General features: G+C 59.0%; 16 protein-coding genes. 11 read left to right on the forward strand and 5 right to left on the reverse strand.

Going from position 1 to position 16,507, the window contains the following annotated elements:
- The first annotated feature begins 59 nt into the window (after window positions 1-59).
- On the forward strand, window positions 60-983 hold the full coding sequence (locus GF1_RS03020) for a nucleotidyltransferase family protein (RefSeq protein WP_267928146.1): 924 nt from the start codon (window positions 60-62) through the stop codon (window positions 981-983).
- On the opposite strand, the gene GF1_RS03025 is transcribed toward GF1_RS03020, so the two are convergent.
- A complete protein-coding gene (locus GF1_RS03025; RefSeq protein ID WP_267928147.1) occupies window positions 961-2,523 on the reverse strand; it encodes a methylenetetrahydrofolate reductase C-terminal domain-containing protein in 1,563 nt (520 codons plus the stop codon). The genes GF1_RS03020 and GF1_RS03025 overlap by 23 nt on opposite strands.
- A gap of 121 nt (window positions 2,524-2,644) precedes the next feature.
- On the opposite strand from GF1_RS03025, the gene GF1_RS03030 reads away from it, so the two are divergent.
- The 4 genes from GF1_RS03030 (at window position 2,645) to GF1_RS03045 (ending at window position 7,038) form a co-directional block, all read left to right on the forward strand.
- A complete protein-coding gene (locus GF1_RS03030) occupies window positions 2,645-3,703 on the forward strand; it encodes an aminoglycoside phosphotransferase family protein (RefSeq protein WP_267928148.1) in 1,059 nt (352 codons plus the stop codon).
- A complete protein-coding gene (gene der / locus GF1_RS03035; RefSeq protein ID WP_267928149.1) occupies window positions 3,693-5,039 on the forward strand; it encodes a ribosome biogenesis GTPase Der in 1,347 nt (448 codons plus the stop codon). Before GF1_RS03030 ends, der begins: the two co-directional genes overlap by 11 nt.
- Complete coding sequence (locus GF1_RS03040) at window positions 5,036-5,713, forward strand: class I SAM-dependent methyltransferase (RefSeq protein ID WP_267928150.1); 678 nt, start codon at window positions 5,036-5,038, stop codon at window positions 5,711-5,713. The genes der and GF1_RS03040 overlap by 4 nt, the downstream gene beginning before the upstream one ends.
- A 749-nt stretch (window positions 5,714-6,462) precedes the next feature.
- The gene (locus tag GF1_RS03045; RefSeq protein ID WP_267928151.1) at window positions 6,463-7,038 is read left to right on the forward strand and encodes a cytochrome c3 family protein; all 576 of its coding nucleotides are present in this window, start codon (window positions 6,463-6,465) and stop codon (window positions 7,036-7,038) included.
- Here the strand turns inward: GF1_RS03045 and GF1_RS03050 are convergent.
- The 4 genes from GF1_RS03050 to GF1_RS03065 form a co-directional block, all read right to left on the reverse strand.
- On the reverse strand, window positions 7,035-7,553 hold the full coding sequence (locus tag GF1_RS03050) for a hypothetical protein (RefSeq protein ID WP_267928152.1): 519 nt from the start codon (window positions 7,551-7,553) through the stop codon (window positions 7,035-7,037). The two genes, GF1_RS03045 and GF1_RS03050, sit on opposite strands and share 4 nt — an antisense overlap.
- Before the next feature lie 23 nt (window positions 7,554-7,576).
- On the reverse strand, window positions 7,577-9,034 hold the full coding sequence (locus GF1_RS03055; RefSeq protein WP_267928153.1) for an inorganic phosphate transporter: 1,458 nt from the start codon (window positions 9,032-9,034) through the stop codon (window positions 7,577-7,579).
- Between the two features lie 8 nt (window positions 9,035-9,042).
- Window positions 9,043-9,690: a DUF47 domain-containing protein gene (locus GF1_RS03060; RefSeq protein ID WP_267928154.1), complete on the reverse strand. Its 648-nt coding sequence runs from the start codon at window positions 9,688-9,690 to the stop codon at window positions 9,043-9,045.
- Between the two features lie 194 nt (window positions 9,691-9,884).
- Window positions 9,885-10,361, reverse strand: a complete 477-nt coding sequence (locus GF1_RS03065) for a CYTH domain-containing protein (RefSeq protein WP_267928155.1) — start codon at window positions 10,359-10,361, stop codon at window positions 9,885-9,887.
- 502 nt (window positions 10,362-10,863) lie between these two features.
- Between GF1_RS03065 and GF1_RS03070 the strand changes: the two genes are divergently transcribed.
- The 6 genes from GF1_RS03070 to GF1_RS03095 all read left to right on the forward strand — a co-directional run bounded on the left by GF1_RS03070 (window position 10,864) and on the right by GF1_RS03095 (window position 16,501).
- Window positions 10,864-11,541 (forward strand): TIGR00153 family protein, encoded by a 678-nt coding sequence (locus GF1_RS03070; protein ID WP_267928156.1) that lies wholly within the window; start codon window positions 10,864-10,866, stop codon window positions 11,539-11,541.
- A gap of 168 nt (window positions 11,542-11,709) precedes the next feature.
- Window positions 11,710-13,017, forward strand: coding sequence for an inorganic phosphate transporter (locus tag GF1_RS03075; protein WP_267928157.1), 1,308 nt, complete (start codon window positions 11,710-11,712; stop codon window positions 13,015-13,017).
- Window positions 13,018-13,179: 162 nt separating this feature from the next.
- Complete coding sequence (locus GF1_RS03080) at window positions 13,180-13,782, forward strand: hypothetical protein (RefSeq protein ID WP_267928158.1); 603 nt, start codon at window positions 13,180-13,182, stop codon at window positions 13,780-13,782.
- 251 nt (window positions 13,783-14,033) lie between these two features.
- Window positions 14,034-14,219 (forward strand): hypothetical protein, encoded by a 186-nt coding sequence (locus tag GF1_RS03085; protein WP_267928159.1) that lies wholly within the window; start codon window positions 14,034-14,036, stop codon window positions 14,217-14,219.
- On the forward strand, window positions 14,216-15,664 hold the full coding sequence (mpl, locus tag GF1_RS03090; RefSeq protein WP_267928160.1) for a UDP-N-acetylmuramate:L-alanyl-gamma-D-glutamyl-meso-diaminopimelate ligase: 1,449 nt from the start codon (window positions 14,216-14,218) through the stop codon (window positions 15,662-15,664). Before GF1_RS03085 ends, mpl begins: the two co-directional genes overlap by 4 nt.
- Window positions 15,665-15,787: 123 nt before the next feature.
- Window positions 15,788-16,501, forward strand: a complete 714-nt coding sequence (locus GF1_RS03095; RefSeq protein WP_267928161.1) for a 4Fe-4S dicluster domain-containing protein — start codon at window positions 15,788-15,790, stop codon at window positions 16,499-16,501.
- Window positions 16,502-16,507 lie beyond the last annotated feature (6 nt).

The raw sequence follows: 16,507 nt of genomic DNA on the forward strand, positions 1-16,507 counted from the left end.
GACAGGCACTATTTAAGCCTAAAACCTTACGCCTGAAACTTCAAATCAATTTTGTCATCATGCAGGCCATGCTCCTGGCGGCCGGGTTCGGTACCCGGCTGCGTCCCTACACCCTGATCCGTCCCAAGCCGCTTTTTCCGGTCTGTACCCGGCCGCTTATCCACATTCTCCTCGACATGCTGCGCCGGGCGGGCAGCGACCGCGTGGTGGTCAACTGCCACCATCTGGGCGATCAGATCGAGGCTGCCCTGCAGGACAGGGAGGATGTCATTCTCCAGCCTGAACCGGAGATCCTCGGCACCGGCGGCAGTCTGCGCCGGGCCCTGGAGCGGTTTGATCACCGACCGGTGCTGGTGATGAACGGTGATATTTTTCATAACATCGATCTGGCGGCCGTGTACCGGTATCACCGCCTGAGCGGTAACCTGGTGACCATGGTCCTCCATGACTATCCCCGCTTCAACCGGGTCCGGGTCCGGGGAGACCGGGTGATCGGTTTTGGCGAACAGTCCCGGGCCCTGGAGGAACGGATGCTGGCCTTTACCGGGATCCATGTCCTGGAGCCTGGGGTGATGGAAGGAATTCCCTCCACGGGATTTTATCATATCATCGATCTCTACCGGGACCTGGCCGATGCCGGTGACGGGATTGGCTGCCTGGTGGTGGATGATTGCTACTGGCGAGATATCGGTACACCAGGGGATTATCTCGACCTCCACCGGGAACTGCTCTGGCAAACGGGGTCATCCAGGCTGGCCGAGCTGGCCGGGGAATTCTGCGGACGGTCTGCGGAGGGCTGGTGCCTTGGCCGGGAGGTGGAGCTGGAGCCCGGGGTGAGACTGGAGGAGTGGGGCTGTCTGGGAGACCGGGTCCGGGTCGGGGCCGGGGCCAGGCTGTCTGGTTGCGTGGTCTGGGACGGGGTGAGGATTGAGCCCGGTCGCGAGTACCGGGGCCTGATCATCACCCCGCAGACAGATCGCTGACACTCCTGCGTACCCTGTTACCCCTCGTGCCGCGTTTCTTCCCCGTCCTTGCTTCCGGCAAGCCGGTGGTGGTCGGCGCCGGTGAAATAGTTATACCACGAACTGCTCTGATCCAGGCGCCAGTCCTTGGGGGCAGGATGGGGCCGGTGCCGAGGCTGGCCGCAGTGGTTTCCGGTGGCAGCCGGTCGTAGACCCGGACCCAGAAGCACCGTTTTTCAGGCTGTACCTCGCAGAAGGTGTCCCTGCTGCCACCGCACGGACCGTTGACCAGTTTTTTGGGACAACCGGACTGGGGACAGAGAAAGGTCGATTCGGCCAGGGTGCAGTCTCCGCACATGCGGCAGTCGAAGACCACGGTCTTGATCATCCATTCCACCGCCCGCAGGATCGTGTAGCCCCGGTGGCAACGGCCAAGCCGGCGGCATATCCGGGCAAACGTCCGGCCGGATATGGTTTGGCTGGAGAACAGGTAATGGTGCATGGCCTGGTGCAGCGCCAGGGAGCCGGGCCGACGGCCGGGCGAGAGCCGGACCGGCCGTTTTTTTTCGTCATAGAGGTACCAGGTGAAAGGCACGGGAAAGTGGACCTCTTCCCGAAAGCTCTGCCACTTGTCCTGCATGGCATCGGCCTGGTCAAGGATGTAGCGGACATCGTCGAAATGAAGACCGTTGCCGCCGATATGGACCCCATGGTACCCCAGCCCCTGGAGAACACAGAGCATCTTGGCCGCCCGCACCAGCCGTGCCTTGGGGTCATCCGCCTCCTCTTCCATGCGCTGAACCAGGGCGGGGGGCAGGAGAACCCCGGGCACGCCGCCCCTGGCCATGAGACGGGCCACGCCAAGGGAGGGGATGAAGACATTGGCCAGTACCGGCTGGCTGATATTGTTTTCCCGGAGAAAGAGGATCAGTTCCTCGAATTTGCGGATATCAAAGCCGAGCTGGGTGACGATGAAGTCGGCCCCGGCCCGGATCTTGCGCAGCAGCTTGCCATACTGCCACACCTGTTCCGGTTCCGTGGTCTTGAACGGCGAAACCACGCAGCCGCGGAAAAAGGAGATCGGCGCGAAGTCGGTGGTTCGCCGGCCGGCGTGGCAGCTGTATTCGCCGCTCTCCATGTCCCGCATCAGCTGCAGGGTCTGCATGGAGTCCAGGTCGAAGACCGGTTTGGCCTGTCCGTAATAGCGGGGCCTGGGGAAATCGCCTCCCATGATCAGCAGGGCATGGAACCGTAGACGGTGGTACAGGAAGAGATGGCTTTCCACCTGGTTGCGGTTCTTGTCCTTGAGGGAAAAATGGATCAGGGGCTCGATACCCAGGGCCTGGACCTCGGAGCCGATGGCCACCGGGGCCATGGCCGGATGGCCGCCGGCGTTGTCAGTTATGGACAGGGCTTTGATACGGCCGTCCTTGCTGGCCAGGCGGGCAAATTCCAGTATCCGGTCCACCTGCTTGCCACTCGAGCCCTGGCCAGGGACCAGCTCGAATGTGATGGTGAACTCATCGGGATTTGTAAGGGAGTTGTGAAAACGATTTTCCATGGGCAGAGAATACCATATTATCAGGGTCGGTGGCGAAAAATTCTGGTTTGCCTGACACCTGAAAACAAGGTACGGCCGGAAAGAAATGGCAGCCCGGTATCTGTCCTGGGCAGGAGTCTGAATGGAAAAAAAATATCTTGAAAAAATATGCCGGCTGCTCCGGACGGCCGGCTGGTCCCTGTCGCCCGGCGAGGTGGAGGTGGACACCTTTGCGCCGGACGGCTCACAGCGGAGATTCTTTCGTCTGCGTACAGCCGATGGCCGTACAGCGGTCGCCATCCTGCCTCCTTCGGACGACCGGTCTGGAATTCGTGAAGCCCGGGCCGCCTGGCATATCGGTCACCATCTTTTCCGGGCCGGAGCGCCGGTGCCAGAGCTTTACGGGCATGATCCGCAAAGCGGACTCCTTGCCTGCGAGGATCTTGGATCCGTACGGTTGCACGACCTGGTCCGGCACCACGGCCTGTCGCCGCAGGTCAGATCGTACTACCGCGAGAGCGTCGGGCTCCTGGCCCGGATGCAGGTCCGGGGCGCCAGGGGATTTGATACCTCATGGTGTTGGGATACCCCGCACTACGACCGCGATCTCATGCTGGATCGGGAATCCGGCTATTTCCTCACTGCCCTGTGCCGGGATTTTCTCCACCTGGACTACGATCACGCCCGGATCTGGGAAGAGTGCAGGCGGCTGGCCGACCGGGTGGCCGCCGTGGACCGGGGCTGGTTCCTGCACCGGGATTTTCAGAGCCGCAACATCATGGTGTGCGACAACCGGGTCCGGTTCATCGATTTTCAGGGTGGCCGCCTGGGACCGCTGGCCTATGACCTGGCCTCGCTCCTGATCGATCCCTATGCAGGGTTGCCCGGATCCTTCCAGGAAGAGCTCGTCGATCACTACCTGGCAACCCTGGACGAATACGTACCCTGTGACCCGGCGACGTTTCGGGAGGAATATGTTATGCTGGCCATCCAGCGCAACCTGCAGATTCTCGGCGCCTTTGCCTTTTTAGGGCACCAGCGGGGCAAGGTCTTTTTTCTCCGGTTTATTTTTCCGGCCCTGGCCACGCTCAACACGCTGCTTGCCAAAGGAACAGCAGCCGGGTATCCTTTCCTGCGTCAGCTTGTACGTCAATGTATGGAAAAAGTCGAAGATCGACCAAAGGAAGTGTATGACCACTGAGTCACCGACCCTCGTTGCCCTCATCGGGCGGCCCAATGTGGGTAAATCAACCCTGTTCAACCGCATGACCCGGCGCCGGGACGCCATTGTCGACCCCACTCCGGGCGTGACCCGGGACCGCCATTACGCCCGCATCACCTGGGAGGAACATCCCTTTGTCCTGGTGGACACTGGTGGAATCGACGACGAAGACGATACCATTACCGGTCACATCCGCGAGCAGGCCAGCCGCGCCATCGACGAGGCCGATCTGGTCCTTTTCCTCATGGATGGCCGCCAGGGTCTCACCCCCAGTGACGCCGAAATCGTCGATATGCTGAGGCGGACCGAAAAGAAGGTTTTCTTCGTGGTCAACAAGATCGATAGCCCTGAACTGGAACTGGAGCTGCTCTCCCCGTTCTGGGAGCTGGGTGTGGATAAGCTCTGGCCGCTTTCCGCCGATCACGGCTACGGATACCGGAGCCTGATGGATGGGCTGGTCGAGTATCTGGAAAAGACCGAAGTGTCGCTGGATCTGCCGGAAGATACCATCAAGCTGGCTTTCCTTGGGCGGCCAAACGTGGGCAAGTCCTCGATGATCAACCGGATCATCGGCGAGGAGCGGATGGTGGTCTCGGATATCGCCGGTACCACCCGCGATGCGGTGGATACCCTGCTCTCCCGCGATAAGTACAACTACCTGCTCATCGATACCGCCGGCATCCGGCGCAAGGGCAAGACCCGGGACAAGCTGGAAAAGTTTTCTATTTTAAAAGCGCTCGGCTCCCTGGCCCGCTGTGATATCGCCCTGGTGCTGATCGATGCCGAGGAGGGAATCACCGAGCAGGATACCAAGATCATCGGTTACACCCAGGAGCAGGGCAGGGCGATCATTTTGCTGATCAACAAGTGGGATCTGATCAAGGATGATCTCAAACGCCAGAAATGGCTGATGCAGGAGATCGAGCTGGCCACCAACTTTATACCTTTTGCCCCGGTGCTCAAGGTATCGGCCAAAACCGGGTATGGCGTCAAGCGGCTCTTTCCCGAGATCGGCAAGGTCTACCGCCAGTTCCATGCCCGCTTTCCCACCGCGGCCCTCAACCAGTTGCTGGCCGATGCGGTGGCCCATCATTCGCCGCCCATGTATCGGGGACGGCGGCTCAAACTCTACTACACGGCCCAGATCAAGACCGCCCCGCCCACTTTTGCCGTGGTTGCCAATGCACCCAAGGGGATCCATTTTTCCTACCAGCGCTACCTGACCAACCGGTTCCGGGAAGGGTTGGGGCTGGATCGGATCCCGGTGCGGGTCGTGTTCAAGGAACGGAGCCGGAAAGGGCAGAAGAAAAAATGAACCGCCTCGAGCAGCGGATCCCGGAACCGGAACTGATGGAGGACGAGGCCCAGGCCCGGGCCTATGCCGAGGCGGATTTTTCCGCTCCCAATGCCCAGTTCATCGAGCTCTTCAGAGAAAAATTTCCAGGTTTCAGCCCGCCGGCCCGGGTCCTGGATCTGGGCTGCGGCCCGGCCGATATCCTGATCCGGTTCGCCCGCGCGTTTCCCGGCTGTCAATGCGTAGGGGTGGATGGCTCAAAGGCTATGCTCCAGCCCGGGATCGAGGCAGTCCGGCAGGCAGAGCTTTCCGGAACCATCGAGCTGCGCTGCTGTTTCCTGCCCGGCCCGGAACTGCAACAGGACGAAAAATTCCAGGTTATTCTCTCAAATTCCCTTCTCCACCACCTGCCCGACCCGCAGGTTCTCTGGCAAACCATCTTGGAGAGTGGTGCACCAGGCTGCCGGGTTCTGATCATGGACCTGTGCCGGCCAGAAAGCATGGAAGAGGCCCGTCGTATCGTCGAAACCTACTCCGGCGCGGAACCGGAGATTCTCAAAGAAGATTTCTTCAATTCCCTGCTCGCCGCCTGGCGGCCATACGAGGTCCGTGACCAGCTGCGCCTGGCCGGGCTGGACTTCCAGTGCGATCTTGTCGGTGACCGTCACCTGGCTGTCTGGGGTGTGCTCCCATAAACGCTCAATCTCCACGTCATGTGATTGTTCTCTGTATTTCTGCAATTTTTTGGACTTTTTTCGGTGGTGGTAATATACTGAATCCAAGGAGGAGGGCGGGTTACCCTCGGGGTAACCCTGTTGGCAACAATCAGGTCCAAGGCAGAAAAAATGATACGAGTATCACGGAAGACAAAAGGAGGAAGGGGGTCTTTTCCTGTGGCTGGAGTCTGCATGGTCACCCTGGTGGTGGTCCTATGGAGTTGCATTGCGCAGGGAGCCATTCGTGGTATCTGTTCCGATTGCCACACCATGCATAACAGCCAGGGCAATGTGTCGATGAATTTTGACAGCAGCGCGACTCCAAACGACAACCTGACCCGGGGAACATGCTATGGTTGCCATGCCCAGGGCGGAAGCAGTCCGGTGGTGGCCCTGGGAACCTCGCGTATTCCCCAGGTCCTGCACAGCGGGGCAACGGACCTGGCCGGGGGAAATTTCGGCTATATTACCGGCATCAAGGGAAGTGGAGCCGCAGACAGCAAAGGACATAACATCGGAGGGCTCACCGGAATCGATGCAGTGCTCTATGCGCCGCCCGGGGGAATCGTCAATGTGGGTGGTCCCAGTCATGTCACTGGCCGCAACGTGAATACGGAAAATCTTTCCTGCGCCGGCGTCAACGGCTGCCATGGCTACAGGCATTCAGGTTCCGGGGCTCCTATCCGGAAGGAATCTCCGGGGCCCATCACAGGAATGTGGACGGCCAGGTGGATCAGGCAACCGAGGTGGCGAACAGCTATCGCTTTCTCATGGCGGTCAAGGGGTTTGAAAGTCCGGACTGGGAAGAGAATCCCAGCCCGGCCAATCATAATGAATATTTTGCTCTGTCCCAGCCGGTCCAGCTGGGCTGTTCGGGAAGCGCGGTGAAATGCCACAGTGGTCCCGGAGGCCTGACCCAGCCGCCCGATGGGACCATGAGCCAGTTCTGCGCCACCTGTCACGGGAATTTTCATACCGTGGCCACCGACGAGTCCGACGGTATCGGCAGCAGCACCAACTCTCCCTTTATCCGTCATCCCACCGATCTGTCCCTGCCGGCAAGTGGGGAGTATGCCGCCTACACGGTATACAACCTGAGTGCCCCTGTGGCCAGGCTCACGGTGCCTGTCGCGTCAAGTTCTACGGTGACCCCGGGCAGTGACGCGGTCATGTGTCTTTCCTGCCATGTGGCCCATGCCAGCGATTATCCAGACATGTTGCGCTGGGATTATACGTCCGTCATTGCCGGCACTGGATCCGGTGTCAATTCCGGCTGCTTTGTCTGCCACTCCACCAAAAACTAGCGCGTCTCCGCGCACCGGATGGTCGGGCTGTGCCGGAATCCGTCGGTCTGGTAAAAAGTAAAAGGTTGCCGGACCAGGACCAGCCAGTAGCGCTCCGGCTGCCGGGCTATCCGTTCCCGCAGCTGCCAAGATACCTGGTGGGAATCCTCTATCAGGTTGTAAAATAGCGAATCGACCCCGAAAAACCCATCCATCAGGTGAACAATGGTGTGCAGCAGCTTGGTGATATACCCCTGCTCCAGGCTGGGCCACTGATCCGGGTTGGCCCCGCCTTCCTCGCGAAGCCTGGCGGTGAGTCTGGTGATGGTCTCCCGATGAGCGGCCAGGTTCCGGTTCAACCGGGCCGGGAAGTCCGGGTCCGTGGCCCGGACAATGGAGGACTCCGGAATATGGATACGGTCATAACGCACCAGAAACGTCTTGTCGAAAAACGACCGGACATGGTCGGTGCATGCCTGTTGATTTGTGGCCTCCAGCAGCAGTTCGTGATGGCCGATAGTGGTCTGATGTTCCATGGGCAGGGTTCTGGGGTGGCAATTTATTGCCTGAATTTGACATAGAGAAATTGAAGCAGTGATTCGATCCGGGCATTGTGGGCCGGGTCACCGGGCCGGGGTCGGAACTCCGAAGATTTTCTGGCCAGGGCTTGTTCAAACTGCCAGCGATGGAGGAAGATGCGGCCCTCCAGGGAGCGCAGGGCCTCCAACTGGGCCGGGGTCAGGGAGGAACTGGTGAGTTGGTCGAGCTTGTCTTTCGTGATCTTCAGGTTATCAAGAGAGGCGGCCCTGATGACCCGGGCAACAGCCTCCCTGTCCAGCGGAGTTACCGACTCCACTGCCTTTTTGAAAGCCACGGCGTTGGGGTATTCCTGCCACAGGAGTTCCTTGAGGTGTTTGGTGGGAATCCCCTGCCTGTCAAGATAGGTGAGCGTTTCCCGGTCCAGAGAATAGTGGACGGGATGATAGGTTTCCTGCTGGAAGACGTTCTGGAGAAAGAAAAGTGAGATCAAACTGATGATCGCCGCGATCACCGGGGTGACGACCCAGCTTGAGGTGATGCCGGCCACGGTCCGCCACCGTATGGCACGGCCGCCCTTGAGCAGCCCGATGCCGATGACCGCGCCGACAATGGCCTGGGAGCTTGAGACCGGAACCAGGGGCAGTGACGGCAGGCCGTGGGCCTGGAGCCAGCGCTCGATCGTCTGGGAGGAAAAGATAAAGAGCACCAGGGAGTGGGACCAGACCACCACGCAGGCCGCTACCGGAGTGAGATCAAAGATGCCCCGGCCAACGGTCTCCATGACATGGCGTGAATAGGTGAAAACACCCACGGCAATGGCGATACCGCCCAGGAGAAAGAGCTGCTGGGCCGATGAGAAGGTGAAGGCCAGGAAGGAAATCGATTCAAACGGGGCCACAGGGACAAAGACCCCCATGACATTGGCGATGTTGTTGGCCCCCAGGGAATAGGACCCGAAAATGCCGGCCAGCAGCAGGGACCACCGGGTCAGGGCATCGAGCTTGAACATGTGGATTTTCAGGGTCCGGATGACCCAGGCGGTCAGCAGGTAGAGGAGTATGGAAAAGATCCCGGCCAGGATCGGGCAGAAGATCCAGGTCGAGACGATTTTGGTCAGGGAGGTCAGGTCGGTTACCGAGCCGCTGAACATGTTCCAGCCGATGATGGCGCCGACAATGGCCTGGGAGGTGGAGACCGGAAAGCGGGCCCGGGTCATCAGATAGACGCTGAAACCGGCGGCAAAGGCGACGATGAAGGCACCGGCAATGGCATTGACGGAGCCCAGCTTGCCCAGGGTATGGGAGGCGCCGGCCCCGCTGATCACGGCCCCGAGAATGACAAAGATGGAGCAGTAGATGGCCGCGGTGCGGAACCGGATCATCCGGGAACCGACCGCGGTCCCGAATACGTTGGAGGCATCGTTGGCTCCGAGCGACCAGCCCAGAAACAGGCCACTGGAAAGATAGGCGGCGAACATGGCTCTTCCTACAGGGACCGCTTGATGACATAGATGTTGAGCCGATCGGCCACATCTTCCGCCTTGTCGGCTATTTTATCAATATGGCGGGCAAAATCGCGTATCTGCATCCGGTGGCTCAACCGCAGTTCCTCGGTCCTGAAGATGGCGGTCTGCAGCCTGGTGGCCACCTTGTCCGATTCCGATTCCCAGTAGGACACCTTGTCCAGGTGGTTGGCTACCGAGTCGATATCCTTGAAGAAGGCCCGGGAGGAGCGGACTATGGCCTCGGAGGCCTCCACCGAGCAGTTGACCAGCTGGAGAAAATCGTGCTGGAAGGCCTGGTTGATCTCCGGTCGTTCGATTTCAAAACGCCACAGGGCGCCCTTGAACCGGTCCAGCAGCGAGGCATCGAGGTTCTCCAGCAGCTCCAGCACGTCGCCGCGCGATTCCGGGATCAGGGTCTTGGAGTAGAGATAGATCTCGATGTTGCGCCGAAGTTCGTCACCCCGGTGTTCCACCGTGGCGATTTCCTCCAGCCTGCGCTGGAAGTCTTCCTGATTCTGCTGCAGGTAGGCCTCGGCCCCCTGCTTGAAAATAAGCGAAGAGCGGCTTACCTGGTCGAGAAAGTCATCTATCTGTTTTTCTATCCCGATCTTGTTTTTCAGGATTCTCATAACATCACCCCTGATTGTCCGTTGACACCAATTAAAGCCCGGTCTGCTTCCCAGCTTCCGGCTTCCCGGACCAGGGCCCCTTGACCGCCGGTATCCGGGCGGAAAAAATACCATACACGATATGACGCTTAGATTTAAATTAATAATAGCAGATCTTGGCCCATTCTGTGATTCCAGGCGGGTACGAGCTGGCGCTATGTTTTTTTCCATGTCGAATAGGGCGCTCTGATCAGGGAGGAGTTGAAATATCGCGGATCACCGGTGACCTCTTTACCAACCCAGTCCGGCCTGGTGAATTCCTGGTCCTCACTGGTCAGCTCGATCTCGGCGATTACCAGTCCCTGGTTTTCGCCGAAAAACTCGTCCACCTCCCATGTGTGGCCGTTTTCCCTGATGGTATAACGTTTTTTTTCTATGAGCGGCTTTTCGCACAGGTTGTCAAGCATGGTGAGGGCATCCTGAACCGGAACGGGGTACTCAAACTCCATCCTGGTGGCGCCTGTGCTGGCGCCTTTGATGGTGACTAATCCCTGTCGTTCGTCAATGGTTCGAACCCGCACAGTCCTTTTTCTATCCAGGCAGAGATATCCCTGCCGATAGGGTATGCCGGTGGCCTCTTTTCTCCAGGCGTCCCCTCTGACCAGAAACTTTCGTTCTATTTCCAGGCCCATTGTGCCTCCTTGCTGTATGCTTTATTGTGGACTTGTGAAAAAAAACATCTTCATTCCGGTCCATGTCCGGAAGGCGGGAACTGGTCTCGCCATGCTTCCCGGGAAGCTGATTGTGGTACGATTGTCGCGCGCCCCTGGTCGCCTGTGTTCATTTTTCAGGGGACCTTGTGGTGGTGATTCATTTTCCTGATAACGTATTGTAGATGGGGGAATTTCTCCATGGTTTTTCAGCACCGCGGTTGCCGTGACGATATTTTTTTTCATGGTTGCCGGCCGTAACGGGCCCGGGGACCACGTTTGGGGCAGAAAGGGATTCCCCGGACGCCACCGGACGATGATTGGTAGTTGACATTTTTTTTGCTCTTGGATAGCGTCGCTGCAAATTATCCGTTGTCTGTTTTTATTCCGGATGCGGGCAGAAAGTCTTTTTTGTTGCGGCGTTACAGGATAAAATATCCCCAGGCTGAGAAAGGACACTGCAACAAAACCCAGGGAGGGCCCCATGAAAAGCTTGATCGGTGATCTTTTTGGCAAGTCGCCTTTTGGACCCATTGTCGAACACAGCAAGAAGGTGCATGAGTGCGTGGAACTGCTGTGGCCCCTGCTCGAGGCCCTTATCCAGGAGGATTATGACACCATTCACAGGCTCCACTCGAAGATGTCGCGCCTGGAACACGAGGCGGATCTCATCAAACATGATATCCGCAGCTTCATCTCCCAGCGCTATTTTCTGCCTGTGGATCGTTCCGACCTGGTCAACTTCCTGGCCCGGCAGGAGAAGATTGCTGACCTGGCCGAGGATTTCGCCGTGGTGCTTACCTTGCGTCGAACCACGGTCCATGTGGAAATACAGGATCTCTTTCTCTGTTATCTCAACCAGGTCTTCCAGGTGAGCGGGACTCTGCTGACCGCGGCCGTGGAGTTCAAGAATCTTGCCGAAACAGCCTTTGGCGGGGCCGAGGCACGGTCCATTCTCAAGCTCATCGAGAATCTGGGCGAGGAGGAGTGGAAGACCGACAAAATGTCCCGCAAGTTGTCGCGGGCCATCTATTCCCTGGAGGGCAGAGAAGATATTCTCAATATTCTTTTTTATGAAAAGATGGTGATCATGCTTGGCTCCATTGCCAATCAGGCGGAAAATGCCGGTGATTACCTGCGGGTGATGATTGAAAAACGGTAGTAGAAAGCTCCGGACCTCCTGTGGTTCGGAGCTTTTTTTTCTAAATTGAGCGTTTCGCCCATCTGCAAATGGAAAAAGATAGCTGATTGTTATTGTTTTTTTTTAAGTGTTGCAGATGGATGAAACGCTCAATTTAGGTTTTTATTTCTTCTGCAGGAACTGAAAGAAATGGATATTTTAATTATCGGTCTGACAGCTCTTCTCGGCCTCTACATGGCCTGGAATATCGGTGCCAACGATGTGGCCAATTCCATGGCCGATGCGGTGGGTTCCAGGTCCATCTCCATCCGCAACGCGGTCATTGCCGCCGGAATCTGTGAGTTCGCCGGCGCAGTTCTGGTCGGAGCCCAGGTCACCAATACGGTGCGCAAGGGGATTGTCGATCCGGCCATGCTCGCTGCCATCCCGGGAATCTCGCCCCAGGACGCGGCGGTGATCCTGGTCATCGGCATGTCGGCGGCCCTGCTTTCGGCCGCCTTCTGGCTCAACCTTTCCACCATCTACGGTATGCCCGTTTCCACCACCCATTCCATTGTCGGGGCGGTGGCCGGTTTTGGAGTCGTGGCTGCCGGATGGCAAGCCGTTAACTGGTCCAAGATGGGACAGATAGTCGCCTCGTGGTTTATCTCGCCCCTGGCCGGTGGCATCATGGCCTTTCTTATATTCAACTATATTTCCAAGTCCATTCTCGGCAAGGAACAGCCGGCCAGGGCGGCCATCCGCCACATGCCATATATCGTCTTCCTGATGACCGCCGTGGTTCTGCTGGCCACCATCTACAAGGGGCTCAAGCATGTGATCAAAAACATCCACTGGCTTACCGACAGCCGGGCCCTGGCCCTGTCTCTCGGGGCCTCGCTGGTGGCGGCGGTGGTGTCCTATTTCCTGATCCGCGCCAAGCTCCAGGGCCTGGAAGAGGAGTCTCTGGGCAAACAGCTTGAAGCGGTGGAGCGGGTCTTTGTCCCTCTGGTCATCATCAGTTCCTGCTCGGTGGCCTTTGCCCACGGCGCCAATGACGTGGCCAACTCCGTTGGCCCGCTGGCGGCCATCGTCCATGTCCTGAAAACCGGCACTATTGACATGAAGGTCCCGGTGCCTCTCTGGGTCCTGGCCCTGGGTGGTATGGGGATCGTGCTCGGCCTGGCCACCTATGGTTACCGGGTCATGATGACCGTCGGAACCAAGATCACCGAGATAACCCCGTCCCGTGGTGTGGCCGCCGATATCGCCGCCACGGCCACTGTGCTGGCCTGCACTCGGCTCTCCCTGCCGGTTTCCACCACCCATACCCTGGTCGGGGCGATCCTCGGCATCGGGCTTGCCCGTGGTCTTGGTGGTATCAACCGGCGCATCGTAACCTCCATCTTCGGATCCTGGCTGTTCACGGTGCCTGCGGCCGCTCTCATGTCGATGTTCTTTTTCATGGTGGGCAAGGCCCTCTTTTTCGAAACCCTGCATACCCTCATTGCCGGGTAGTCCTGGCGGGGGGCTGCCTGCTGGCTTGCTTCCCGGCTTGACACCCGGTATGGGCCCTGGTATCACTTGTCTGAAGCCAGGACGCGGCCAGACTTTGGCTCCGGATGGAGTCTTCACCGGGCCAGCTCCTGTTTCTGTGAATTTTTCAGCCACTTCGAGGCAATGATACAGACCCTGTGCCGCGCACTCCTTTTTTTTCTGGCCATCATGGTCCCTGGTCCCGGCGGGGCGACGGTGACCGGGGATGATGTGCTGGCTACCATCCAGCAGGCGGTCCGGCAGTATGAGCAGGGCGATTATGCCGGGGCCGCGTCCAACCTGGAATACGCTGCTCAACTGGTTCGCCAGAAAAAGAGCGAAAAGCTTAAGCAGGTACTCCCGCCGCCGTTGGCAGGCTGGGAGGCCGGACCGGCAACGGCCCAGGCTGTCGGTACAGCGGTGTTCGGGGGCGGGGTGACCGTGAGCCGGACCTATACCAGGGATAGCTCGCAGGTGACTATTGAAATCGTTTCCGATTCACCGGTACTGCAGTCGGTGATGATGATGCTCAATAATCCCATGTTCGCCGGGGCCAGCGGCGGGGTTCTGCAGATGATCCATGGGCACCAGGCCATTGTCAAGTACAGTGAAGCCGACCATGGAGGAGATATAAGCATGGTCATCGGCAACCAGTTGATGGTCACGGTTCGGGGAGAGCGGGTGGGTCTCCAGGACCTGCTGGCCTATGCCGGCGCCGTCGATTTCACCGCCCTGGACAGGTATTGAGAGATTACCTGGGACGGGAAGAGTTGATGGCCTGCCCGCCTGATAATTCCGGAGCGCCGGATCCGTTGTCCAGGGGCACCGTGCTTAAGAGAGGTTCCAACGGTTGCACGAGACGATACAGGTTCTCCCGGGGAGTGCTGCATAAGTTTTTCCCGTGAGAGAATAAAGACCCCTGTCACACCTGGTATAGAATTGGCCTTCTTCCCTCGTGGCAGGGGTTTTTTTATTATTTGTATCCCAAGAGAGAACAGATGACAGAGACGAAGAAAGGACAGCCGGCCATGCCCAACCGGCCGGTGACCGACGAGGCAGTGTTCAAGGTCACAAAAGAGATTGTTGTCAAGTTCATCGAGGTCGGGCGGCTGACGCCGGCCAACTTCGAAGAGACCTATGAGCGGGTTTTCGAGACGGTCAAGCGCTCGGCCAGGAACCTGTGAAAGAGGCCAGGCTCGATCCGGCCCTCAATCATGTGCCGGACCATGTGGAGCATATACATATCATGGGGATCTGTGGCACCGGCATGGCGGCGCTGGCAGGCATGCTCCAGGAACGCGGTTTCCGGGTCACCGGTTCGGACCAGAACGTCTATCCGCCCATGTCCGACTTCCTGGCCGCCAGGGCGATTCCGGTCATGGAAGGGTATGGCCGCGAAAACCTGGAGGTGCGTCCGGATCTGGTGGTAGTCGGCAACGTGATCCGGGCGGTTTTCGAAGAGGCCCTGGCCCTCGCCGAGCTGGGGATTCCCTATGTCTCCATGCCCCAGGCCCTTGGCCATTTCTTTCTCGGCCATGCTACACCGCTGGTGGTTGCCGGGACCCACGGCAAGACCACCACCTCTTCCCTGCTGGCCACCACCCTGTTCCGGGCCGGGGCCGCTCCGGGGTTCATGATCGGCGGCATTGTTGAGGCCTTTGGCAGCAACTACCACCTGGGTGAGGGCGAGTATTTCGTGGTTGAAGGGGACGAGTACGACACCGCCTTCTTTGACAAGGGCTCGAAGTTTCTCCACTACCGTCCCCGGGGCGCCATCCTCACCTCCATCGAGTTCGATCACGCCGATATTTTTGCCGACCTGGCGGCCATCAAGAGCTCCTTTGTCCGCTTTGTCTCCCTGATTCCTGAAGACGGCGTGCTGGTGGCCCATGGGGATGATCCGGTGGTCCTGGAGATCGCCGGACAGTGCCGGGGGACCGTGCTCACCTATGGCTTCGGTCCGGACAATGACTGGCAGGTGGAGCGGTTCCGGGCCGACGGGCTGAGCAGCCACTTCCGGCTTGCCAGGCAGGGGCAGGGAACGGACTATGTTCTGCCCATGCCGGGCCGGCACAATGTCCTCAATGCAACCGCTGTGGCCGCGCTCATGGATCATCTCGGTTTCGGAACCCAGGAGATCCGCAGCGGGCTGGCCTCGTTTGAAGGTGTGCGGCGACGGCAGCAGATCCGGGGCGAGGTCGACGGGATTACGGTGCTCGACGATTTTGCCCACCATCCCACCGCGGTGCGTGAAACCGTGGATGCCCTGGCCAGGGCCTGGCCGGACAGGCGGCTGGTGGTGGTCTTTGAGCCGCGGACCAATTCCAGTCGACGGTCGGTGTTTCAAGAGGCCTATGCCACCTCCTTTACGCCGGCCGACCTGGTGTTCGTCCGGGAGCATATCCCTCTGCAGGGGGTGCCGGTGGATGAGCAGTTTTCTTCTGCCAGGCTGGTACAGGATCTTTGTCGACAGGGTCTGCGGGCCCGCTGTTTCCCGGATACCGGGGCGATCATCGAGGCCCTGGTCCGGGACTGTCGTTCCGGTGATGTGGTGGCCATTTTGTCCAACGGCGGCTTTGACGGGATCCATCAGCGGTTGCTGCGGGCGCTGCGAGAGGACCGCGGTTGACGGGATGTGAGGAGTATCTTTCCAATTTTCTTGACAATACGGTACGTTGGGAGTAATACCCGTCGATAGATTGATGTTCGTGATGCAGCTTTTCATTCAATATTTTTCAGCCCGGGAAGGGTCATGAGCGCCGTTGTTGATCTCCAGCAGATACGGGCCAGGGTCAAGGAACAGATCCGCCAGGCCGTACCTGACATTCATATCGATTACTGTCTTACCTGTGGTCTCTGTGCCAGCGGCTGCCCGGCAACCGGGCTGGAGGGACTGGATCCACGGAAATTCCTGCGTCTGCTGGTGCTCGGTCAGGATGAGGAAATCCTTGCCACCAACTGGATCTACTCCTGTACCAACTGCATGCGGTGCCGGTACGCCTGTCCCATGGGCATCGACGTGGGGCGCATCGTCTATCAGATCCGGGGCATGCGTCCCAGGGATCAGCGGCCCCGCAACCTTCAGCGCTCCTGCGATCTCCAGAAACAGTCCAATTCCACCGGGATCCCGGACGAGGATTTTGTCTGGGTGGTGGGCGATGTCCTGGAAGAGGTACGGGAGCAGGAACCGGAATGGGCCGATCTCCAGGCGCCGATCGATAAAAAGGGTGCCCGCTTCTACCTCAACCAGAATGCCAAGGAACCCACGGTGGAACCCGAGGAGATGGTACCGCTGTGGAAGATCCTCCACGAGGTAGGGATCGACTGGACCTACTCGTCCAGGTGGTGGGACGGGGCCAACTACTGTCTGTTCACCGGTGACCCGGAAGACTGGGAATACACGGTCCGCAAACAGGCCGAGACCGTCGACGCCCTGGGGTGCGCCACCTACATAAACACCGAGTGAGGCCAC

It is taken from the genome of Desulfolithobacter dissulfuricans (assembly GCF_025998535.1).
In the GTDB taxonomy this organism is placed as follows: domain Bacteria; phylum Desulfobacterota; class Desulfobulbia; order Desulfobulbales; family Desulfobulbaceae; genus Desulfolithobacter; species Desulfolithobacter dissulfuricans.

Coding starts and splice junctions, on each gene's coding strand:
- GF1_RS03020 (WP_267928146.1), top strand. CDS start 60: ATGCAGGCCATGCTCCTGGCGGCCGGGTTCGGTACCCGGCTGCGTCCC.
- GF1_RS03025 (WP_267928147.1), bottom strand. CDS start 2,523: ATGGAAAATCGTTTTCACAACTCCCTTACAAATCCCGATGAGTTCACC.
- GF1_RS03030 (WP_267928148.1), top strand. CDS start 2,645: ATGGAAAAAAAATATCTTGAAAAAATATGCCGGCTGCTCCGGACGGCC.
- der (WP_267928149.1), top strand. CDS start 3,693: ATGACCACTGAGTCACCGACCCTCGTTGCCCTCATCGGGCGGCCCAAT.
- GF1_RS03040 (WP_267928150.1), top strand. CDS start 5,036: ATGAACCGCCTCGAGCAGCGGATCCCGGAACCGGAACTGATGGAGGAC.
- GF1_RS03050 (WP_267928152.1), bottom strand. CDS start 7,553: ATGGAACATCAGACCACTATCGGCCATCACGAACTGCTGCTGGAGGCC.
- GF1_RS03055 (WP_267928153.1), bottom strand. CDS start 9,034: ATGTTCGCCGCCTATCTTTCCAGTGGCCTGTTTCTGGGCTGGTCGCTC.
- GF1_RS03060 (WP_267928154.1), bottom strand. CDS start 9,690: ATGAGAATCCTGAAAAACAAGATCGGGATAGAAAAACAGATAGATGAC.
- GF1_RS03065 (WP_267928155.1), bottom strand. CDS start 10,361: ATGGGCCTGGAAATAGAACGAAAGTTTCTGGTCAGAGGGGACGCCTGG.
- GF1_RS03070 (WP_267928156.1), top strand. CDS start 10,864: ATGAAAAGCTTGATCGGTGATCTTTTTGGCAAGTCGCCTTTTGGACCC.
- GF1_RS03075 (WP_267928157.1), top strand. CDS start 11,710: ATGGATATTTTAATTATCGGTCTGACAGCTCTTCTCGGCCTCTACATG.
- GF1_RS03080 (WP_267928158.1), top strand. CDS start 13,180: ATGATACAGACCCTGTGCCGCGCACTCCTTTTTTTTCTGGCCATCATG.
- GF1_RS03085 (WP_267928159.1), top strand. CDS start 14,034: ATGACAGAGACGAAGAAAGGACAGCCGGCCATGCCCAACCGGCCGGTG.
- GF1_RS03095 (WP_267928161.1), top strand. CDS start 15,788: ATGAGCGCCGTTGTTGATCTCCAGCAGATACGGGCCAGGGTCAAGGAA.